Origin of the sequence: Pseudoxanthomonas sp. LjRoot127, from assembly GCF_964253495.1 — a bacterium.
Classification (GTDB): Bacteria; Pseudomonadota; Gammaproteobacteria; order Xanthomonadales; family Xanthomonadaceae; genus Pseudoxanthomonas_A.
Genome location: NZ_CAXUQR020000001.1, coordinates 946,073 through 966,930 on the forward strand (window position 1 = coordinate 946,073; position 20,858 = coordinate 966,930).

At 68.3% G+C, this 20,858-nt stretch carries 20 protein-coding genes and 1 pseudogene; 14 read left to right on the forward strand and 7 right to left on the reverse strand.

Features of this window, described 5'->3' with window-relative positions:
• Window positions 1-13: 13 nt before the first annotated feature.
• Complete coding sequence (locus ACSQ19_RS04540; RefSeq protein ID WP_296282907.1) at window positions 14-610, reverse strand: phosphotransferase; 597 nt, start codon at window positions 608-610, stop codon at window positions 14-16.
• Between the two features lie 128 nt (window positions 611-738).
• Between ACSQ19_RS04540 and ACSQ19_RS04545 the strand changes: the two genes are divergently transcribed.
• Entirely contained in the window at window positions 739-2,748 is a 2,010-nt protein-coding gene (locus tag ACSQ19_RS04545) for a bifunctional DedA family/phosphatase PAP2 family protein (RefSeq protein WP_296282893.1), read from the forward strand.
• A gap of 108 nt (window positions 2,749-2,856) precedes the next feature.
• Here ACSQ19_RS04545 and ACSQ19_RS04550 read toward each other — a convergent pair whose 3' ends face one another.
• The 3 genes from ACSQ19_RS04550 to ACSQ19_RS04560 all read right to left on the reverse strand — a co-directional run bounded on the left by ACSQ19_RS04550 (window position 2,857) and on the right by ACSQ19_RS04560 (window position 5,525).
• Entirely contained in the window at window positions 2,857-3,435 is a 579-nt protein-coding gene (locus ACSQ19_RS04550; RefSeq protein ID WP_296282906.1) for an LON peptidase substrate-binding domain-containing protein, read from the reverse strand.
• 7 nt (window positions 3,436-3,442) lie between these two features.
• The gene (gene mpl / locus ACSQ19_RS04555; RefSeq protein ID WP_436000330.1) at window positions 3,443-4,801 is read right to left on the reverse strand and encodes a UDP-N-acetylmuramate:L-alanyl-gamma-D-glutamyl-meso-diaminopimelate ligase; all 1,359 of its coding nucleotides are present in this window, start codon (window positions 4,799-4,801) and stop codon (window positions 3,443-3,445) included.
• A gap of 145 nt (window positions 4,802-4,946) precedes the next feature.
• A complete protein-coding gene (locus ACSQ19_RS04560) occupies window positions 4,947-5,525 on the reverse strand; it encodes an adenylate kinase (protein WP_192310496.1) in 579 nt (192 codons plus the stop codon).
• A 121-nt stretch (window positions 5,526-5,646) separates the two neighbouring features.
• Between ACSQ19_RS04560 and ACSQ19_RS04565 the strand changes: the two genes are divergently transcribed.
• The 7 genes from ACSQ19_RS04565 to ACSQ19_RS04595 all read left to right on the forward strand — a co-directional run bounded on the left by ACSQ19_RS04565 (window position 5,647) and on the right by ACSQ19_RS04595 (window position 9,329).
• Window positions 5,647-6,903 (forward strand): 6-phosphofructokinase, encoded by a 1,257-nt coding sequence (locus ACSQ19_RS04565; RefSeq protein ID WP_436000332.1) that lies wholly within the window; start codon window positions 5,647-5,649, stop codon window positions 6,901-6,903.
• A 34-nt stretch (window positions 6,904-6,937) separates the two neighbouring features.
• A complete protein-coding gene (locus ACSQ19_RS04570) occupies window positions 6,938-7,087 on the forward strand; it encodes a hypothetical protein (RefSeq protein WP_436000334.1) in 150 nt (49 codons plus the stop codon).
• Window positions 7,084-7,473: a DUF488 domain-containing protein gene (locus ACSQ19_RS04575; RefSeq protein ID WP_296282890.1), complete on the forward strand. Its 390-nt coding sequence runs from the start codon at window positions 7,084-7,086 to the stop codon at window positions 7,471-7,473. The genes ACSQ19_RS04570 and ACSQ19_RS04575 overlap by 4 nt, the downstream gene beginning before the upstream one ends.
• Before the next feature lie 69 nt (window positions 7,474-7,542).
• Window positions 7,543-7,674 carry a hypothetical protein gene (locus tag ACSQ19_RS04580; RefSeq protein ID WP_296282889.1) on the forward strand — a complete coding sequence of 44 codons (132 nt, stop codon included), beginning with the start codon at window positions 7,543-7,545 and terminating at the stop codon, window positions 7,672-7,674.
• Window positions 7,675-7,705: 31 nt separating this feature from the next.
• Window positions 7,706-8,074, forward strand: coding sequence for a DUF4440 domain-containing protein (locus ACSQ19_RS04585; protein ID WP_436000337.1), 369 nt, complete (start codon window positions 7,706-7,708; stop codon window positions 8,072-8,074).
• 148 nt (window positions 8,075-8,222) lie between these two features.
• Window positions 8,223-8,834 carry a hypothetical protein gene (locus ACSQ19_RS04590; RefSeq protein ID WP_436000339.1) on the forward strand — a complete coding sequence of 204 codons (612 nt, stop codon included), beginning with the start codon at window positions 8,223-8,225 and terminating at the stop codon, window positions 8,832-8,834.
• 6 nt (window positions 8,835-8,840) lie between these two features.
• A complete protein-coding gene (locus ACSQ19_RS04595) occupies window positions 8,841-9,329 on the forward strand; it encodes a DUF2846 domain-containing protein (RefSeq protein WP_296282886.1) in 489 nt (162 codons plus the stop codon).
• 51 nt (window positions 9,330-9,380) lie between these two features.
• Here the strand turns inward: ACSQ19_RS04595 and ACSQ19_RS04600 are convergent, their stop codons facing one another.
• Complete coding sequence (locus tag ACSQ19_RS04600; protein WP_296282885.1) at window positions 9,381-9,902, reverse strand: hypothetical protein; 522 nt, start codon at window positions 9,900-9,902, stop codon at window positions 9,381-9,383.
• A 260-nt stretch (window positions 9,903-10,162) separates the two neighbouring features.
• Between ACSQ19_RS04600 and ACSQ19_RS04605 the strand changes: the two are divergent.
• Together ACSQ19_RS04605 and ACSQ19_RS04610 are read left to right on the forward strand one after the other, a co-directional pair.
• Window positions 10,163-12,190, forward strand: a pseudogene (locus ACSQ19_RS04605) (sodium-translocating pyrophosphatase); the annotation flags it as partial.
• Window positions 12,185-12,583 carry an OmpA family protein gene (locus tag ACSQ19_RS04610; protein WP_436001100.1) on the forward strand — a complete coding sequence of 133 codons (399 nt, stop codon included), beginning with the start codon at window positions 12,185-12,187 and terminating at the stop codon, window positions 12,581-12,583. The pseudogene ACSQ19_RS04605 and the gene ACSQ19_RS04610, both read left to right, overlap by 6 nt.
• A gap of 227 nt (window positions 12,584-12,810) precedes the next feature.
• Here the strand turns inward: ACSQ19_RS04610 and ACSQ19_RS04615 are convergent, their stop codons facing one another.
• Together ACSQ19_RS04615 and ACSQ19_RS04620 are read right to left on the reverse strand one after the other, a co-directional pair.
• Window positions 12,811-13,356: a hypothetical protein gene (locus ACSQ19_RS04615; protein ID WP_296282884.1), complete on the reverse strand. Its 546-nt coding sequence runs from the start codon at window positions 13,354-13,356 to the stop codon at window positions 12,811-12,813.
• A 208-nt stretch (window positions 13,357-13,564) separates the two neighbouring features.
• Complete coding sequence (locus ACSQ19_RS04620; RefSeq protein ID WP_296282883.1) at window positions 13,565-14,593, reverse strand: LysR family transcriptional regulator; 1,029 nt, start codon at window positions 14,591-14,593, stop codon at window positions 13,565-13,567.
• A gap of 354 nt (window positions 14,594-14,947) precedes the next feature.
• Between ACSQ19_RS04620 and ACSQ19_RS04625 the strand changes: the two genes are divergently transcribed.
• From ACSQ19_RS04625 to ACSQ19_RS04640, 4 genes are all read left to right on the forward strand, one after another.
• The gene (locus ACSQ19_RS04625; protein WP_436000342.1) at window positions 14,948-15,403 is read left to right on the forward strand and encodes a hypothetical protein; all 456 of its coding nucleotides are present in this window, start codon (window positions 14,948-14,950) and stop codon (window positions 15,401-15,403) included.
• Window positions 15,404-15,408: 5 nt separating this feature from the next.
• On the forward strand, window positions 15,409-16,206 hold the full coding sequence (locus ACSQ19_RS04630) for an SDR family NAD(P)-dependent oxidoreductase (protein WP_296282903.1): 798 nt from the start codon (window positions 15,409-15,411) through the stop codon (window positions 16,204-16,206).
• Window positions 16,207-16,333: 127 nt separating this feature from the next.
• Window positions 16,334-17,539, forward strand: a complete 1,206-nt coding sequence (locus tag ACSQ19_RS04635; RefSeq protein WP_436000344.1) for an efflux RND transporter periplasmic adaptor subunit — start codon at window positions 16,334-16,336, stop codon at window positions 17,537-17,539.
• A gap of 136 nt (window positions 17,540-17,675) precedes the next feature.
• On the forward strand, window positions 17,676-20,846 hold the full coding sequence (locus ACSQ19_RS04640) for an efflux RND transporter permease subunit (protein ID WP_436000346.1): 3,171 nt from the start codon (window positions 17,676-17,678) through the stop codon (window positions 20,844-20,846).
• Window positions 20,847-20,858: the final 12 nt, after the last annotated feature.

Consider the following 20,858-nt stretch of genomic DNA (forward strand, 5'->3'; position numbering starts at 1 on the left):
GACAGGGCAGACATCACGGCTTCGGCCCCTGCCCTTCGTTGTCTTCCCACTTCAGCAGCCGGCGCGTGATGAAGCGATAGACCGGCTTGCCGGTACGGAACCACAGGTCGCGCACCCAGGAGGTGCGCTTGAGCACGCGCCGCTCGACCGGCGTGATCGAGGCCGGGCAATACATGCGCTTGTGCTTGAGCAGGTGGCGCAGGTCCTGCCGTGCCAGCAGGCGCATCCAGCGCGAGCGCGGCTGTCCGCGCGTGGCGAGCTGGAAATCGATGATGCCCGGACGGCCATCGGCCAGCACCAGCCAGTTGGCTTCCTTGGCCAGGTCGTTGTGCGCGATGCCGCGGCGATGCAGTTGTTGCAGCAGCCTGCGTGCGCGCCGGAAATAGGCGACGTCGCCGCGTGGCGGGCGCTGGTACATCGCCGCGCCGTCCATGTAGCTGCGATCCAGCCGCCCCCCGGTCCAGTCGAGCAGTTGCGGGACATCGGCCATGCCGGCGACCCGCCGAAGCGCGAGCGCCTCGCGTCGCGCCAGCCACCACGCCGGCAAGCGCAGCCAGAGCGGGACGTGCGCGAGGTCGCGGCGCACGAAGGGCCCCTCCGCTCCCTGCATCAACGAGATGCGGCCGAAGCTGTCGGCCTTGAGGGCGGCGATTTCGGAAGGCGAGTGCAAGTCCACACCGTCATTCTACGTCCATAGGTCGCAGACGCGGGTCATGTAGCGCCGCCTATAATCCGCCGATGGAAGCCTCCTGGTTCGACAACCTGCTGGCCTGGATCAGCGCGCATCCCGTGGCCGCGGGGCTGGTGATTTTCGCGATCGCGTTCTGCGATGCGGTCATCATCCTGGGCGCCATCGTGCCGGCCCTGCCGTTGCTGTTCGCGGTGGGCGTGCTGATCGGCCTGGGCGAGATTTCCGGCCCTTATGCCGTTGCCTGCGCCACGCTGGGCGCGCTCATCGGTGATGCGACCAGCTATTGGGTCGGCCATCGCTGGGGCCAGCAGCTGCGCACCGTGTGGCCATTCCGCCGGTATCCGCAGCTCCTGGACCGGGGCGAACTGCTGTTCCGCCGCAATGCGTGGAAGAGCCTCTTCATCGCGCGCTTCGTCGGCCCGATCCGGCCGTTCGTGCCGGCCGTCGCCGGCATCTCGCGCATGCCGATGCGCCGCTACCTCGTGGCCAGTGGCGCGGCGTGCGTCGCGTGGGCCGTCGGATTCCTGCTGCCGGGCTGGGTGCTGGGGCATGCCTACGATGCCGTGGCCGCCGTGGCCGGCCGACTGGCGCTGGTGCTCGGGCTGCTGGTGCTGGTGATCGCGCTGGCATGGGCGCTGGTGCTGTACACCTATCGATGGTTCGCCGCGCATGCCGACGCATTGTTGGCACGCGCGCTGGCGTGGTCGCACGCGCATCCGGTGCTGGGGCGGTATACCGCGGCCGTGTTCGAGCCGACACGGCGCGAATCGGTGCCGCTGGCGCTGCTCGCGATCCTGCTATTGGCGATCGTCTGGGTGTGGTTTGCCTTCCTGGTGATCGTGATCGGCCACGGCGAACCGTTGGCGATCGACCTGTGGGTGTACGAGCTGATGCGCGCCCTGCGCAACCCGCTCGCGGACTATCCGCTGGCGGCCATCGCGTCCCTGGGCGACGAGCAGGTGCTGGCGCCGGCATCGTTGCTGGTGCTCGGTTACCTGTGCTGGCGCAAGCGCTGGATGGCGGCCGCGCATTGGCTGGCGGCCATCGCCTTCGGCCTGGCACTGACGGCGTGGCTGGGCGCGTCGGTGGATATTCCGAAGCCGCCGAGCGTCAGCAGCGGGTTCGGTTTCCCGTCCATCGCGGTCACGATGTCGACCATCACCTTCGGCTTCTTCGCCGTGCTGATCGCACGCGAGCTGCCGGGCCGCACGCGCGTGTGGCCCTATCTGGTCTCGGGCATCGTGGTGGCGCTCATCGGGTTCGCGCGCATCTACCTGGGTGCGCACTGGATCAGCGACATCATCGGCGGCATGTTGTTCGGCCTGGTGTGGCTGCTGGTACTGGGCATCGCCTACCGGCGCCGCATGGTCCGCTCGTTCTGGATCAAGCCGATCGCGTGGCTGTTCTACGGCAGCTTCGTGCTGGCCGGGCTGTGGCATGCGCCGCGCAACGTCGAGCACATGCTGGCGCAGTTCCAGGCGCCGGTGATCGAACGCAGCGTCGCCTTGCAGGCCTGGTGGGCCGAGGGATGGCAATCGCTGCCTGCGCGCCGCAACGAATTCGACGACGAACAGCGCTGGCCGCTGGACGTGCAGGTCGCCGGTCCGCTGGCACCGCTGAAAGCGAGCCTGGTGGCCGACGGCTGGCGCGAGCAGCCGCAGGCAGGTTGGGAAGAGGCGCTGAACCTGCTGGACAGCGACCTGCCGGACGACGCGCAGCCCGTCCTGCCCGCCACACTCGATACGCGTGCAGAGAGCCTGCTGATGCTGCGCCAGGGCGCGCAGCCGGGCGAGGTGTTCGTGCTGCGCCTGTGGCCGGCGGACACCCGCTTGCAGCCCGGCGACGTGCCGCTTTGGATCGGCAGTGCGCAGGTACTGCGGCAGCACCGCGCATTCAACCTTGTGCGCGTGTGGCGTCCGCTGTCCGAGGCCCAGACGGCACTGGAGGCGGTGACGCAGGCCACCACCGGACTCGACCACGCGATCGCGCCGCACCCGGAATCCGGACTGCCGGTAGTGCGGTTGCGCACCGACGACGGGCAGGCCACGCCTCGCTGAGTCTTGCAGGGGAAACGCAGAGCGCCGCTTGCTCCGGAGGTCCCCGCCAGCAGTCCGCCGTGAAGAAGGCTCGCAGAGCCGAGCACGCTCGACCCTGCGGCGACAGGGTCAGTCGATCCACTCCAGCAGCCGCTGCAGGCGCGCATGCACATCGTCTTCCTGCAGGATCGATACCCGCTGTTCGGCGGTGATCGGCAACACCTGCGCCAGTCGCCATCCGACCCACGCCGCCTGTTCGAAGATGCGCGGCGGCAGGCCTGCCAGGTCGCTGCCGGCCTTTTCCATCATGGTCTGCAGCAGGGTGCCCAGCAGCGCATGTTCGGGACGCAGCGCGTCGGCGCTGTCGGCGGCGAGCCAGTCGACATCCGCCATCACCAGCCCGTTGTCGCGTACGCGCGTACGCACCACATGGAACCGCCGGTGGCCGCGTACCCGCAGCGCCAGCAATCCGTCGCTGCCGGTGTCGAAGTCCTCGATACGCGCCTCGACGCCGTAGGCGGCCGGCGTGGCGGGCGCACCCGCTTCGCTGCCCTCCAGGATCAGGCACACACCGAAACCGCTCCCGGAGCGTCCGCAGTCGCGTACCAGATCCAGATAGCGTCGCTCGAAGATGCGCAGGTCCAGCCCCGCACCCGGCAGCAGCACGTTGTGCAACGGGAACAGCGGCAACGATTCGTGCGCCACGATCGCTGCCTCAGCCCTGCAGGGCCGCCAGGAAGCGGCGCGGCGCCCCGTCGAAGCCACCGTTCGACATGAACACCACGTGGTCGCCGGGACGTGCCTGCGCCTTCAACGCGGCGATCAGCGCATCGACGTCGGGCACGGTCCGTGCCTCGCCCCGGATCGCGGCCACCACCTTGCCCGCATCCCACGCCAGTTCGGGACGATGCAGGAACACCACCGCATCGGCGATGTCGAGCGAGGGCGCCAGCGCATCGGCATGCGCGCCGGAACGCATCGAATTGCTGCGCGGCTCCATGGCCACCAGGATGCGCGCCTCGCCGACGCGCGCGCGCAGGCCTTCGAGCGTCGTATGGATCGCGGTGGGGTGATGGGCGAAGTCGTCGTAGAGGGTGATGCCGTCGTGCTGGCCGATCACCTCGAGCCGGCGCTTCACGCTGCGGAAAGCCGCCAGCGCCTGCAGCACGGTGGACACGTCCACGCCAACGGCATTGCAGGCGGCGAGCGCGGCCAGGCCGTTGAGCACGTTGTGGCGACCCAGCATCGGCCAGTGCACCTCGCCGATCTCGATGCCATGGTGGCGCACCGCGAACGCGCTGCCGTCGTCGCGGATCAGGCGCGCACTCCATTCCAGCGTCGCGTCGAAGCCGAAGCGTTCGACGGGCGTCCAGCATCCCATCGCCAGCACCTCGGCCAGGCGTGCGTCCTCGCCATTGACGATCAGGCGGCCACGGCGCGGCACGGTACGCACGAGATGGTGGAACTGGCGCTGGATCGCGGCCACGTCCGGGAAGATGTCGGCGTGGTCGTATTCCAGGTTGTTGAGGATGGCCACCAGCGGCCGGTAGTGGACGAACTTGCTGCGCTTGTCGAAGAACGCGGTGTCGTACTCGTCCGCCTCGACGACGAACTCTCGCCCCCCCCCGATGCGCGCGGATGCGCCGAAATCCTCTGCCACGCCGCCGATCAGGAAGCCCGGCGAGCGGCCGGCGGCTTCCAGCAGGTAAGTCAGGATGGTCGTGGTGGTGGTCTTGCCGTGCGTGCCGGCGACCGCAAGCGTGTCGCGGCCGGGCAGCACGCGTTCGGACAGCCATTGCGCACCGGAGATGTAGCGACGTCCCTGATCGAGGACGGCTTCCACTGCAGGGTTGCCGCGCGACAGCGCGTTGCCGATGACGATCTCGTCGCAGTCCGGCGCGATGTTCTGCGGCTGGTAGCCCTGCGCCAGTGCGATGCCGAGCGTCTCGAGCTGCGTCGACATGGGTGGATAGATGGCCTGGTCGCTGCCTTCGACCGTATGGCCGAGTTCGCGCGCCAACGCGGCGACGCCGCCCATGAAGGTGCCGGCGATGCCGAGGATGTGGATCTTCAAGACAGGAATTCCGTGGAAACTCCGCAGACTTTAGCCGAGCGGACGGGGTTCGGCACGAGGGCGGCGGGAGGTGCCGCCGCGCCATCGAAAAGGCCCCGACGATGCGGGGCCTTTCCAGACGCGTGCCGGTGCGGAGAGGTGGACCTCAGCCCACTTCCTTGGCCGGCGCCAGCGCCTCGGTGATGCGGGTGAACACCTCGTCCAGCGAGCCGACGCCGTCGACGACGGTCAGCTCGCCCTGCTGGCGATAGAAGTCGATGACGGGCGCGGTCTGGTCGGTGTAGACCTGCAGGCGCTTGCGCACCGATTCCGGATTGTCGTCGGCGCGGCCTTCGGCCTTGGCGCGGCCGGCGATGCGCTCCACCAGCAGTTCGGTAGGCACCTCCAGCTGCACGGCGAAGTCGAACTTCTGCCCCAGCTTGGCCAGCAGCTGGCCCAGTGCGGCGGCCTGCACCAGGTTGCGCGGGTAGCCGTCGAGGATGAAGCCGGCTTTCGTGTCATCGCGGGAGAAGCGGTCTTCCAGCATGCCGAGCAGGATGTCGTCGCTGACCAGTTCGCCGCGCGCCATCACTTCCTTCGCCTGCAGACCCAGCGGGCTACCAGCGGCGACTTCGGCGCGCAGCAGGTCGCCGGTGGAAATATGCGGCACCTGCAGGTAGTCCTTCAGGCGCGCCGCCTGAGTGCCCTTGCCCGACCCGGGTGGGCCCAGTAGAACCAATCGCATGCTGTCACTCCCGAAACTGGAATCCTGCGGGCGGTGGACCGCGCCGGGCGCCGGGCGCCGCGCTGCACCGCGTCATCTGTGTGAAGCTTACCGCATCCCCGCACCCCGGAACGAACCCTACATGGCGTCTGGCACCCTACTTTATGCGCAGTCCGGCGGTGTCACCGCCGTCATCAATGCCTCTGCCTCAGCGGTCATCACCGAAGCGCGGGCCCGCAAAATCAAGGTCTTGGCCGCGCGCAACGGCATCCTCGGTGCGCTGCGCGAAGAGCTGATCGATACCAGCAAGGAGTCGGCCGCGGCCATCCGCGCCCTCGCCCATACACCCGGCGGCGCCTTCGGCAGCTGCCGGGTCAAGCTGAAGTCGCTGGAGGCCGACCGCGCCAAGTACGAGCGCCTGCTCGCTGTGCTGAAAGCGCACGACGTGCGCTACTTCCTCTACAACGGCGGCAACGACTCCGCTGACACCGCCTGGAAAGTCTCGCAGCTGGCCCAGGCATTCGATTACCCGCTGACCTGCATCGGCGTACCGAAGACGGTGGACAACGACCTCGCCGTCACCGACACCTGCCCCGGCTTCGGCTCGGCGGCGAAGTACACCGCCGTCTCCGTGCGCGAAGCCGCGCTGGACGTGGCCGCAATGGCGGAAACCTCCACCAAGGTGTTCGTCTACGAGGCCATGGGTCGCCACGCCGGCTGGCTGGCCGCCGCCGCGGGCCTGGCCGGGCAGTCGCCTGACGAGGCGCCGCACATCATCCTTTTCCCCGAGCGCGCTTACGACGAGACGCAGTTCCTCGCGCAGGTGAAGAAGGTCGTCGACCGCGTTGGTTGGTGCGTGGTGGTGGCCAGCGAAGGCATCCAGCACGCTGATGGGCGCTTCGTCGCCGATGCCGGCGGCGGCAAGGACTCGTTCGGCCACACCCAGCTGGGTGGCGTCGCGTCGTACCTGGCCGGACGCGTGAAGGACCAGCTAGGCCTGAAGGTGCACTGGACCCTGCCGGACTACCTGCAGCGCTCGGCACGCCACATCGCCTCGAAGACCGATTGGGAACAGGCGCAGGCCGTCGGCAAGGCCGCAGTGCAGTTCGCCCTGAAGGGACAGAACGCGGTGATGCCGGTGATCGTGCGCACGTCCGATGCGCCGTTCCGGTGGAAGATCGAGGCCGCGCCGTTGTCGAAGGTGGCGAACCACGAGAAGAAGTTCCCGCCCAACTTCATCCGCAAGGACGGCTACGGCATCACCGACAAGGCGCGCGCCTATCTGCAGCCGCTGATCCGTGGTGAAGCCTATCCGCCCTACGGCAACGATGGCCTGCCCAAGTACGTCGCGCTGAAGAATGTGGCGGTGAAGAAGAAGCTGCCTGCATGGGAAGGATGAACCCTCTGGCTACCCCGCTGCTCGGAGTCACGCGATGAAGCAGGCATTGCCGCGCCGCGCCTGGCTCTTCCTGGCGATGGTCGCATGCGCTGCCGTCTGGGAAGCGCGTGCCGATCTGTTCGAGATCCACGACGCCGCCCTCGCGCGTCATGCGTCCCTGGACGCCGCGCACCGGGCGCCATGATCCGCATCGTCCGCCTTGGCGCGCCGCGCGCGAAGGACGAAGGCCTGCGCATCGGCACGGTGCGCCGGCCGCCGCGTGGCGTGCCGAAGGCGGCGTTCGCGTCGCAGGACTGGTACGACGTGTGGTATCCCAATCTCGCGCCCAGCGCCGGGCTGGTGAAGGAAGCACAGGGTGCCGCCACGCCACAGGCGTGGGCCGCCTTCGTGAAGAAGTACCGCGCGGAGATGGCCACGCCGGAGAACGCCCATACGTTGGACCTGCTTGCTGCGCTGTCGCAGGCCAGTGCGTTTTCGGTGGGCTGCTATTGCGAAGACGAGGCACGCTGCCATCGGTCGGTGCTGCGCGGGCTGCTGGCCGAACGTGGCGCGGCCATCGCAGGGGAATGACTTCAGGCACCGTCGCGGCGACTTCGGCGGTGCTAGCGTGCGCCCACCATCAAGCGAGGGGAGACTGCCATGTTCCGCAAAGTGCTGATCGGCTTGCTGGCCGTCGCCATCGGCCTCGCCATCGCAGGTGCGGGCTACCGCTTCGGGCAGTACCTGGCGCAGAAGGACGATGCGGCTTCACCGGCACCCGCAACGTCCTGAGCGCGCACGTCCACCGCGCTAGCATGGCGCCATGGATGACCTGCTCGCCACACTGACGGCCCTCGAAACCGAGCTCCACCACCCCGGCGCGACCTGCACGCGCGAGCGGCTGGAGCGCCTGCTGCATCCGGAGTTCCACGAAGTCGGTCGCTCCGGCACGCGCTACACCCGCCAGAGGGTGATCGACTTCCTGGCGGATCGTGCTCCGTTGCCGCCCGTGGTCGCATGCGACCACCGCGTCGAACGGCTTGCCGACGACGTCGCGCTGCTGCACTTCGCGTCGCAGGAAGTGGCCGTGGACGGCACGCACCGCCACGCGGCGTTGCGGATGTCCGTCTGGCGGCGAACACCGCTGGGCTGGCAGCTTCACTACCACCAGGGCACCCCGGCCGACACCTGATCCGCAGGCATCGTCGGCGCCCGGACCCGACTCCATTCCCTTGCGACGCCCCGCTTGGCGGCGCGCCCGCGCTGCGTTAGCGTAGCCGCCCAGGGGAGGGAGCATGGCGACAGCAAGGAAACGCGCGGGCATCGGCCTGCTGGCTGGCATGTGGGTCCTGGCCTGCGGTGCACAGGATGTACCGTCCCCGACAGACGCGCCGACGACGGAAACGAGTTCCTTCATCACGCCCACGCCGCTCGCGTGCTGCGAGCTGCCGGAGGGCACTCCCGTGCGGCTCGAAATCCTCGACCCCATCAGCTCTGCCCGCGCCAAGCGCGGCGATGCCTTCCGGGTGCGCGTGCAGGAGGACGTCGGCATCGAGGGCATCGTCGTGCTGCCTGCAGGGACGGAGGGCGTCGGCGAGATCGTCCACGCGGAGCCATCGCGCGGTGGGGGCAAGCCTGGGGAACTGATCCTCGCTGCACGGCGGCTGCAGCTGGGCGACCGCGAGGTGAGGCTGCGCGGCCTCAAGCTCGGCGGTGCCGGCAAGGACACGAGCGGCGTAGCGTTGGGCGTCGCGGTCGGCATCGGCCCGTTCGCACACTTCATCCACGGCAAGGAAATCGAGATTCCTGCCCTGACCACCGGCACGGTCAAGTTGGCCGAGCCCTTGCAGGCGGCACCCACGTCCGATGCATCCGGGGCGACAGCCGACCCTGCGGCGCCGGAACGCGCGACCCTACCCCCCAGCACCATCCCATCCCATCAACCGGAGTGATCCCGCATGCGTTATCCGCTCAACCGTGCCCTGCTGTGCTTGACCCTCTTGCTGCTGCCGGCCGTCGCCGTCCATGCCCAATCGCAGGACGCCCCGGCTGCCGCAGAGACTGCCGCTCCTGCCGCCGAAGCACCCGCAGCGCCCACGGGCGGCCTGGTGGGTGCTCCTGCGGATGGGATGGGCCAGGTCGTGTTCTTCCGCGAGAAAAAATTCGCGGGTGCGGCCGTCAAGTACAAAGTGCGTGAAGGCGAGACCGAGTTGGGCAAGCTGAGCAGTGGTACCTACTTCATCGCTTCCGTGGCACCGGGTACCCACCAGTACACCGTGCACTCCGAGGCCAAGGACGTGCTGACGCTGGAAGTGGAGGCGGGCGAAACCTACTACGTGCTGGGTTCGATCACGATGGGCTTCATGGCGGGCCGCCCGAACCTGTCGCCCTCCGACGAGGCCGCCTTCAACGGCATGGCGAAAGACCTGAAGCCCGCCAAGAAGTAAGAGAAAGCAACGGTCCCGCGGTGACGGCCTCGCAAGAGGCCGTCACCGTTTTCATTTGCAGCCTTTGCCTTCGATGTCGAGACGGGCCGCGAACAGCGTGAGCGACGGCGCCTGCGCGGCTCCCGCGGCCTGCTGCTTCGCCTCCTGCAGGTAGATGCGCGACTGGCCCTGGCCATCGGCGGCCGGCGGCGTCGCACTGCCCGGCTTGCGCCAAACGCGCACGACGGCCTGCCGCGACGGGCAGGCCGCGTCCGGGACGCGGATGATGTCGTTGAGTTTCCAGCCTGCGGCCAGGGAAGGCTTTGCCTTCTCGATATCGACGAAGCGCGCGCGGGGCTGGCACTGCGGACTGGTGCGCACGGGCGCGAAGCGATAAGGCTGCGCGGCATCGCCCGTGAAGGCGCCCTCCAGGCGCGCGCAGGCCTCGGGAATCTGTCGCAGCGTGTGCACGGTGCCGACGGCCTGCGGCGTGCCCGCCGGGCGCTGGATCTCGGGTGCGGGATCGGCGGCGCGGGCCGGCGTTGCGATCGCCAGGCAAGCGGCGAGCAGCGGAAGTGCGACGGTCTGGCGCATGGCAACTCCTTGGAGCCGGTACGAAAACGGGATGCGGGCCGCAAGGCTGGCACGGAGCGGCTGAACCGCCGCGTCACCGCTGGCGGCCCGCAGCGCATCCGGTCATACTCGGGCCAGCTCCAGGGATGTCTGAACAAGGGTTTCGTGCTGCAGTCCATCGCAGCGGTCGAGTGCGCTCAATCGTTCAACAGGCTCCACCGGGATTGGGTTGCGTGTTCAAGCGTTCTGCTGGACGACATCCATCAACCTTGGGAGGGGTCATGCTGGAACAACACGGTTTGACGCTGGCGCTGATCTGCGCCGGCGTGGCGATCATCTACGGCGTGGTGGCAGCGCGCTGGATCCTGAAACAGCCTGCGGGCAACGCCCGCATGCAGGAAATCGCGGCGGCCGTGCAGGAAGGCGCCAGCGCCTACCTCAACCGCCAGTACACCACCATCGGCATCGCCGGCATCGTGCTGCTCGCACTGATCGGCTTCTTCGTGTCGTGGGCCAGCGCCATCGGCTTCCTGATCGGCGCGGTGCTGTCCGGCGCCGCCGGCTACATCGGCATGAATGTCTCGGTCCGCGCCAACGTGCGCACGGCAGAGGCCGCCACCAAGGGCATGAGCGCGGCGATGGACGTGGCCTTCAAGGGCGGCGCCATCACCGGCATGCTGGTCGTCGGCCTGGGCCTGCTGGGCGTGGCCGGCTACTACGCCGTGCTTCATCTGCATCTCGGCTACGGCACCGCCGACGCGCTGCACGCGCTGGTCGGCCTGGCGTTCGGCTCATCGCTGATCTCGATCTTCGCGCGCCTTGGCGGCGGCATCTTCACCAAGGGTGCCGACGTCGGCGCGGACCTGGTGGGCAAGGTGGAAGCCGGCATTCCCGAAGACGACCCGCGCAACCCGGCGGTGATCGCCGACAATGTGGGCGACAACGTCGGCGACTGCGCCGGCATGGCGGCCGATCTGTTCGAAACCTATGCGGTCACCATCATCGCGACGATGCTGCTCGGCAGCCTGATGATGGCGCAGGCGGGCGAACACGCGGTGCTCTACCCGCTGGTGCTCGGCGGCGTATCGATTATCGCCTCGATCATCGGCGCGATGTTCGTGAAAGTGAAGGCGGGCGGCTCGATCATGGGCGCGCTCTACAAGGGCGTGATCGTGTCGGGCGTGCTGGCCGCCATCGCGTTCTATCCGATCACCACGCAGCTGATGGCGGATTCGTCCTACGGGGCGATGAACCTCTACTTCTGCGCGCTGGTCGGCCTGGTGCTGACCGGGGTGATCGTGTGGATCACCGAGTACTACACCGGCACCCAGTACGCGCCGGTGAAACACGTCGCCGCAGCATCCACGACGGGGCACGGCACCAACATCATCGCGGGCCTCGGCGTGTCGATGCGCTCGACCGCGTGGCCGGTGGTGGCGGTGTGCATCGCGATCCTCGGCGCCTACGCGCTGGGCGGCCTGTACGGCATCGCCATCGCGGCGACCGCGATGCTGTCGATGGCCGGCATGATCGTCGCGCTGGACGCGTACGGCCCGATCACCGACAACGCCGGCGGCATCGCGGAAATGGCGGAACTGCCGCCGGAGATCCGCAACATCACCGATCCGCTGGACGCCGTGGGCAACACCACCAAGGCGGTGACCAAGGGCTATGCGATCGGATCCGCCGCGCTGGCGGCGCTGGTGCTGTTCGCCGACTACACGCACAACCTGCAGACCGCACATCCGGGGACGGTGTTCACCTTCGACCTGTCCAACCATCTGGTGATCGTCGGCCTGCTGATCGGCGGCCTGATTCCCTACCTGTTCGGCGCAATGGCGATGGAAGCCGTGGGCCGCGCGGCAGGCAGCGTGGTGGAGGAAGTGCGGCGCCAGTTCCGCGAGATCCCCGGGATCATGGCCGGCACCGCCAAGCCGGACTACAGCAAGGCCGTCGACATGCTGACCAAGTCGGCAATCAAGGAAATGGTGGTTCCTTCGCTGCTTCCCGTCGTGGTGCCGATCATCGTGGGCCTGCTGCTGGGCCCGCAGGCGCTCGGCGGCCTGCTGATCGGCACCATCGTCACCGGACTGTTCGTGGCCATCTCGATGACCACCGGCGGCGGCGCGTGGGACAACGCCAAGAAGTACATCGAAGACGGCCACCACGGCGGCAAGGGCAGCGAAGCGCACAAGGCGGCGGTCACCGGCGACACCGTCGGCGATCCCTACAAGGACACGGCCGGCCCGGCGATCAACCCGCTGATCAAGATCATCAACATCGTCGCGCTGCTGCTGGTGCCGGTGCTGCCGGTCAATGGATGGCTGGGCAGTGCCGCGCCGGCGGAGGCCGCCTCCCACGTTGCCGCTGCGGCCGATCACGTCGTCGACGGACGCCGCGCCCGCATCCTGTTCGACAGCGGCTCCGCGGTGGTGCCCTCGGACACCACCGCACGGATGGCGGGCGTGCTGGGGACGCTGGGCGCGGATCCCGACAGCACGGTCCGCGTCTCCGGCTTCCACGATGCCAGCGGCGATGCCGCCGCCAACGAAGCGCTGGCGAAGCAGCGCGCCGAGGCCATCCAGCAGTGGCTGGTGGTCAACGGCGTGGCGGCGGAACGCATCTCGCTGGACAAGCCCGCGCAGACCACCGGCAGCGGCGACGCGGATGAGGCGCGCCGCGTGGATGTACTGGTGGAGTAAGCGTACGCACGATGCGTCAGAACAAGGGCGGCCATTGGCCGCCCTTCTTTTTGCGACTCTGTAGGAGCGACGTGAGTCGCGACCGCACGCCATCCGCGTACGGAAGCCTCACCCCTGGATGAGCAGGAAGGCCTCTGGCCTCCAGCGTGTCCGCCTTTCCAACGCTTCATGACGTGCGAGGCCGGGCGTTCGCGACTCACGTCGCTCCCACAGTGACCCCGTATACATCACGACGTCGGCTGCAGTGCCACCACGCGCACGTCAACATCCTTGCAGGCGGCGTCCTGGCAGATGCCGTTCACCCAGGCCTCGCCGTTGCCGAACATCACGCCCTTGTAGTTGACCATCAGCTGCGAATACTTCTGCCGCTTGATCGTGTCGGCGATGGCCGGGGTCATGATGCGGTCGTACTCACGCACGAAGGCGGCGGCATCGGCAACCTTCAACGACTCGCCGTCGCGAACGGTGACGAACGGGTAGGCCACCAACGCCGCGACGGCCTCGGTGTCGTTCGCCGTCACGGCCTGCTGCAATTGCCGGATCACCGTCTCGTAGCGGGCGTGATCGCCCAGCACTTCGTCGATGGCCTGGTTGACTGCACGCGGATCATCGACGGCCTCGCCTTCCGATGGGCCGGCGGCAGGAGCGGTGGGCGCTGCGTCTGCGGCAGCTGCGGCTGGCGCCGTATCGGCAGCGGAAGCGGCGGTATCAGGCGTGGCCGGCGCGCAAGCCGCCAGCCACAACACCGCAAGCGCGGCGATCGGTGTCTTCATCGTGCGGATTCCTGGTCAGGTGGAGACGCGGTGCGGACGTCCATCCATGGCGGACAACCCAACTCCGGCGATGCGGGCCCATCCTAGCCAGCCCTGCGCCGGCTTGCGTTCGGGAATCGTTAGGCCACACGTTTCGCCTCCCTCCCCTCTGGGCGGCAAGCCACTGTCGTTGCCGTCGTCCCCGCGTGCGCGGGACGACGGCAACGGCTCAACTCAGCACGTCAGCCAATACCTTGCGCCCGACCGCCGCGGCGGCTTCCACTTCGGGTGCCGTCTCGGCGGCCGCACGCGCTTCGGCCTGCTGCTGCAGGTATACCGGGCAGTGCTGCATCATGTAGTCGACGTCGAACTTCATGCGCTCGACCAGGAAGTCGACGAACGCACGCACCTTCGGCGACTGCACGTGGCCACGCGGGAACACGGCATTGAACTCGTATTCCGGCCCCGTCCATCCCGCCAGCACGCGCTGCAGGTGGCCCTGCTCGAGATACGGCTTGACCATCACGTCGGCGCCCAGCATCAGCCCTTCGCCGCACAGCAAGGCGCCCTTCAGCGCCGCGGGATCGTTGGCCACCAGGATGGGATTGATCGGATAGTCGTGCTCGCCCTCGGCGCCGTGCAGGGTCATCGCCCAGCCGTTGCCGCGACGATGCTTCTGCATGGCCAGCACGCGATGGTGCTGCAGGTCGTCCGGGTGCAGGGGCTCGCCGTAACGCGCCAGGTACTTCGGGCTGGCATACACCTGCGTGCGCAGCGTGCTGAGGCGGCGCGCGACGAGGTTGGAATCCGGCAGGCTGCCGATCCGAAGCGCTACGTCGATCTCGCCGGAGATCAGGTCCAGGGTGTCGTTGGCGAGCAGCATCTCCACGCGGATCTCGGGGTATTGCGCATGGAACTCGCCGAGCAGCGGCGCGATCTTGTCGATGCCGATCGAATACGGCGCGGTGAACCGCAACCAGCCGCGAGGACCGGCGTGCAGCTGGCCCACCGCACTGGCGGCTTCGTTCAATTCGCGCGCGATGCGCTGGCAGTGTTCGTAGTAGACGTTGCCGGCTTCGGTCAGGCCGAGCTTGCGCGTGGTCCGGTGCAGCAGTTGCGCGCCGAGGCGCGTCTCCAGTTCCTGCACCTTGCGGCTGACCGTGGTCTTGGGGAGGCGCAGCACGTTGGCAGCCGCAATGAAGCTGCCCTGCTCCACCACCTTGACGAAGATCAGGGTGTCGTTGAGATCGTGGGTCATCGAGAGACTCCGGTAGGCGATGGGCGAATTGGCCCGCTGACGGGATGATTATTCCCCTAAATCAGGACTAATCAAGTCCTCATTGGCGGCGTAACGTGGCGTCCATCGTCCTCCACCGGGTATCGCCCCCATGCTGTTCGCCCGCCTCTTCCAATCGCTGGAACACCGTGAAGACGTCTCGGAATCCCCGTACCCTCGGGCTTTCCGTCGTAGCAAAAGCCTTTTGTTACAGGACATTTCCGGTCATGTCGCCGCGCCCCGCTCCCAGCGGGGCGGCACGGTGGGAGGTGGTCGCCGGATCGGCAAGGTGATGTCGGCTTCCGGGATTATCCCGATCACGGGAGGATTCATCCCATGAGCGGGACACTTGCCCGGCGTGCGCCGACGAGCGGCCCCCCCCGCGAAGCGCCGGTCGCGTTGCGGCTGGCGACCTGCCGCGCCTTCGTCGCCCCCAGGGGCGATGACGCGCAGGATCAGGCAATCGCAAAGCAGGATCCGGATATCGCGGCCACGACGATGCTGGCCACACTGGCCGCCATGCCCGTTTCCTTCCCGAATGCCGCCATGCGTTGGCTGCGTGCCGTTGCACGTGCGCTGGTCGCGCGCCTCCACGCGCCGGCCGATCCGTCGACGCCCTCCCCCACGACGGGTCGGCCGGTGGCACGCCTGCCGCTGGCCGGCCAGCGCGCCGGCTTCCGCGAATTCACCCTGCCGCGTCCACAGACTGATGACGTGCGGCAACGCCTGCAGGTGAAATCGGCGGGCGTGAGCGGGCGTATTGCGGCACCGCTCACGCGGAGCGCGCGGTGAACGCCATGACGGACACGCTGACCCCGGGCGCGCTCGTGATGGGCGCCAGCGGCAACGTCGGCTTCGGCGTGGTCGGCGCGTTGCTGGAGGCCGGCAGCCCGGTGCTGGCGGTGGGCCGCGAAGGCCCGCGCATGAGCGCGCTGGCCGAGCACTTCGAGGACGAGCCGGGACTGCAGCTGCTGTATTCGCCCTGCGTGCACGATGATCGCGGCGCCGCGCGCCTGGCCGACGAAATACGCGAACGTGGCCGCCCCCTGCGCGCCGTGTTCGCGAGCATGGGCACGCCGCTGCAGAGCGGGCGCCTGCTCGACCGTCCGGCCTCGTTCCTGCTGGAGAAGCTGGAGGCCGATCTCATCCCGCACCTGGCCGCCGCCCGCCACCTGATTCCCCTGCTCTCCGAAAGCCAGACCGCCGCGAACTACGTGCTGATCGGCGGTCCCTACGCGGAGCGCGGCTGGTCCGGCTACGGCCACGCCTCGGTGACCGGTGCGGCGGTGCGCATGCTGACCCAGGTGCTGCATGAGGAAGCGCAGACCCTGGGCGTACGCGTGCAGCTGCTGTCGGTCGACAAGCCGGTGTGCACGCCGGAGAACGCGATCAACGCCTGCGCGGAATGGCCGGATGCGCTGGCGGTCGGACGCAGCGCCGTCGCGCTGTTGGCGCGTGGCGGGCGTGCGACGCAGTCCATCGTCACCTGGTCCGCGCAGGACGCGAAGCCGCCGGCGCAGACGCTCGCGCGCGACTTCGAAGACGCGCTGTGGGCGGTGGCCGGCGCTCCACGCAATGGCCGCGCCTCCGCCTGAGCGTCACGCCATCGAGCCCTCGCCCGTCCCTGCCATGCCGACCCCGATCCACCGCTTGACCTCAACCTGACTTCAGGTCGCACCCTTCCCGCCCGATTCCTCCTCTCCCCCAAAGAGACCACCACCCATGAACACGCCTTCCCGTTCTTCTACGCGTACGCAGCGCCTGCTCGCGCTCGCCGCCTTCAGTGCGCTCGCCCTCGCCGTGCTGGCCGGTTGCAGTGGCCAGGCCGCCGAACAGGGCGCGCCGCCACCGCCAGAGGTCAGCGTGGCGGCCGTCCCGGTCAAGTCGATCAGCCAGTGGGACGAATTCAGCGGCCGCGTCGAAGCCATCGAACATGTCGACCTGCGCCCGCGCGTCTCGGGGTACATCGACCGCGTCAACTACACCGAAGGCCAGGAAGTGAAGAAGGGCGACGTCCTCTTCACCATCGACGCGCGCAGTTATCGCGCCGAACTGGCGCGCGCGCAGGCCGAACTCGCACGCGCCCGCACCCAGGCCGACCTCGGCCGCAGCGAAGCGGCGCGCGCCAAGCGCCTGTCCGACGTGCAGGCGTTGTCGACCGAAGAGTACGAGCAGCGCCGCGCCAATGCCGACCAGGCACAGGCGAACGTCGCCGCCGCCCAGGCTGCCGTGGAAAGCGCCCGGCTCAATCTGGAATGGACCCAGGTGCGCGCTCCCATCGACGGTCGCGCCGGCCGCGCGCTGGTCACCGCCGGCAACCTGGTCAGCGCGGGCGACGCCGCCAGCGTGCTGACCACGGTCGTTTCACTGGACAAGGTGCACGTGCACTTCGATGCCGACGAACGCGCGTTCCTTCGTTACGCCGAGATGGCCCGCAAGGGCGAACGTCCCAGCGAGCGCGACGGCAAGGTGCCGGTGCAGGTGGCGCTGGCCGACGAAACCGACTTCCCGCATGCGGGCGTGGTCGACTTCCTCGACAACCAGGTCGACCGCAGCACGGGCACCATCCGCGCCCGCGCGCTGCTCGACAATGCCGACCGCACGTTCACGCCGGGCCTGTACGCCCGCGTTCGCCTGCTCGGCAGCGGCGAGTTCAAGGCCGCGCTGGTCGACGACAAGGCCGTGCTGACCGACCAGGACCGCAAGTACGTCTACGTGGTCGACAAGGAAGGCAAGGCGCAGCGCCGCGACGTGAAGATCGGCCGCATGGCCGATGGCCTGCGCATCGTCGAACAGGGCCTGGCCGCTGGCGACAAGGTGATCGTCAGCGGGGTGCAGAAGGTCTTCTTCCCCGGCATGCCGGTGCAGGCCAAGGCGGTGGCGATGGGCGCAGCGCAGGCGCCCGCCACGACCGTGGCGATGAAGTAACCGCATCACCCGCGCAGGCGGATCCGCGTCGCCCACGGGTGCGCGGATCGGCTGACATGCCGCGTCGAACCGTTTCCGACCACCGCCCCTCGGCGGTGGCCAGTCCCTTGCATCTTCATTTCCAGGAAATCCACCCATGGACTTCTCCCGTTTCTTCATCGACCGGCCGATCTTCGCCGCCGTGCTGTCGATCGTGATCTTCGCCGCCGGCCTGATCTCGATTCCGCTGCTGCCGATCGGCGAGTACCCCGAAGTGGTGCCGCCGTCGGTCGTCGTGCGCACGGTGTATCCGGGCGCCAACCCCAAGGTCATCGCCGAGACCGTCGCCACGCCGCTCGAGGAAGCGATCAACGGCGTCGAGGACATGATGTACATCAAGTCCGTCGCCGGCTCCGACGGCGTGCTCTCGCTGACCGTGACCTTCAAGCCGGGCACCGATCCGGACGAGGCCGCCGTGCGCGTGCAGAACCGCGTGGCGCAGGCACAGGCACGCCTGCCCGAAGACGTGCGCCGGCAGGGCGTGACCACGCAGAAGCAGTCGCCGGTGTTCCTGATGGTGGTCCACCTGACCTCCAAGGACGGCAAGTACGACTCGCTGTACCTGCGCAACTACATGCGCCTGCACGTGAAGGACGAACTGGCGCGCATTCCCGGCGTTGGCGACGCGCAGCAGTTCGGCGGCGGCGACTACGCCATGCGCCTGTGGCTGGACCCCGACAAGGTCGCCTCGCGCGGCATGACCGCCAGCGACGTGCTGCGCGCCGTGCGCGAGCAGAACGTGCAGGTCTCGGCCGGCCAGCTGGGCGCGGAACCGATGCCGAACGGCAGCGACTTCCTGCTGCCGATCAACGCCAAGGGCCGCCTGGAGACCGTCGAGGAATTCGGCAACATCGTGCTGAAGAGCGGCACCGATGGCGAGATCGTGCGCCTGGCCGACGTGGCCCGCATTGAGCTGGCCGCCGGCGACTACACGCTGCGTGCGCGCCTGGACGGCAAGAACGCCTCGGCGATCGGCATCTTCCAGGCGCCGGGCGCGAACGCGCTCGAGATCCGCGATGCCGTGGTGGCGAAGATGGACGATATCCGTCCGACCCTGCCGCCGGGCGTCGAAATCCAGTCGATCTACGACACCACGATCTTCGTCCGCGATTCGATCAAGTCCGTGGTCAGCACGCTGCTGGAAGCCACCCTGCTGGTGGTGCTGGTGGTGATCCTGTTCCTGCAGACCTGGCGTGCCTCGATCATCCCGCTGCTGGCGGTACCGGTGTCGGTGGTCGGCACGTTCGCGGTGCTGTACCTGCTGGGCTATTCGATCAATACGCTGACCCTGTTCGGCCTGGTGCTGGCGATCGGCATCGTGGTGGACGACGCCATCGTGGTGGTGGAGAACGTCGAGCGCCACATCGAGCACGGCGCCACGCCGCTGCAGGCGGCGCACCTGGCCATGAAGGAAGTGTCGGGCCCGATCATCGCGATCGCGCTGGTGCTGTGCGCGGTGTTCGTGCCGATGGCGTTCCTGACCGGCGTGACCGGCCAGTTCTACAAGCAGTTCGCCGTCACCATCGCCATTTCCACCGTCATCTCGGCGATCAACTCGCTGACCCTGTCGCCGGCTCTGGCCGCCAAGCTGCTGAAACCGCACGATGCCGCGAAGGACGCGCCGTCGCGTCTGATCGACCGCCTGTTCGGCTGGCTGTTCCGTCCGTTCAACCGCTTCTTCAAGCGCAACTCCGAGCGTTATGAAGGCGCGGTGTCGCGCGCCCTCGGCAAGCGCGGCGCGGTGTTCGCGGTGTACGTGGTGCTGCTGATCGGCGCAGGCCTGATGTTCCGGACGGTGCCGGCCGGCTTCATCCCGGTGCAGGACAAGCTGTACCTGATCGCCGGCGTGAAGATGCCGGAAGGCGCATCGATCGAACGCACCGACGCGGTACTGAAGAAGATGGCCGCGATCGCCAAGGACGTGGACGGCGTGTCGAACGAAGTCGCGTTCCCGGGCCTCAACCCGTTGCAGTTCACCAACACCCCGAACAACGGCGTGGTGTTCTTCACCCTGAAGCCCTTCAGCGAGCGCTCGCGCAGCGCGGCCGAGATCACCGCCGAGCTCAACCAGAAGTTCGCCGGCATCCAGGAAGGCTTCACCTTCGCCTTCATGCCGCCACCGATCCAAGGCCTGGGCAACGGGTCGGGCTGGTCGCTGTTCGTCGAGGACCGCACCCGCCTGGGTTACGGCGAGTTGCAGAATGCGGTGCAGGCGTTCCAGGGCGCGGCGTCGCAGACGCCCGGCCTGGGCTTCCCGATCAGCAGCTACCAGGCCAACGTGCCGCAGCTGGATGCCGACGTCGACCGCGTGAAGGCGAAGGCGCAGGGCGTGCCGCTCACCGAGCTGTTCGACACGCTGCAGACCTACCTGGGGTCGGCGTACGTCAACGACTTCAACATGTTCGGCCGTACCTGGCAGGTCATCGCGCAGGCCGACGGTCCGTTCCGCGACAACGTCGAGGACATCGCCAACCTCCGCACCCGCAACGCCAACGGCGAGATGGTGCCGGTGGGCAGCATGGTGAACATCAAGCAGACCTACGGCCCCGACCCGGTGATCCGCTTCAACGGCTATCCGGCCGCCGACCTGCTGGGCGAAGCCGATCCGCGCGTGCTGTCGTCCGGCGAAGCGATGGCCAAGGTCACCGAATTGGCGCAGCAGGTGCTGCCGCCCGGCATGGGCATCGACTGGAGCGACCTGAGCTACCAGCAGGCGACCCAGGGCAAGGCGGCGCTGGTGGTGTTCCCGCTGGCCGTCCTGCTGGCTTTCCTGGTGCTGGCCGCCCTGTACGAGAGCTGGACGCTGCCGTTGGCGGTGATCCTGATCGTGCCGATGACCCTGCTGTCGGCGCTGTTCGGCGTGTGGGTGATGGGCGGCGACAACAACGTGTTCGTGCAGGTGGGCCTGGTGGTGCTGATGGGCCTGGCGTGCAAGAACGCGATCCTGATCGTCGAGTTCGCCCGCGAACTGGAGCTGCAGGGCAAGGGCATCGTGGAGTCCGCCCTGGAAGCCTGCCGCCTGCGCCTGCGCCCCATCGTCATGACCTCGGTCGCCTTCATCGCCGGCACCGTGCCGCTGGTGCTGTCGTCGGGTGCCGGTGCGGAGGTACGCTCGGTCACCGGCATCACCGTGTTCGCCGGCATGCTGGGCGTCACCCTGTTCGGTCTGTTCCTGACCCCGGTGTTCTACGTGGCCCTGCGCAAGCTCGCCCATCGTCCGCTCGTTTCCCATGCCCCGGCCACCGCCGACGCGCATGTCCATTCCTGATCCATCCCTACA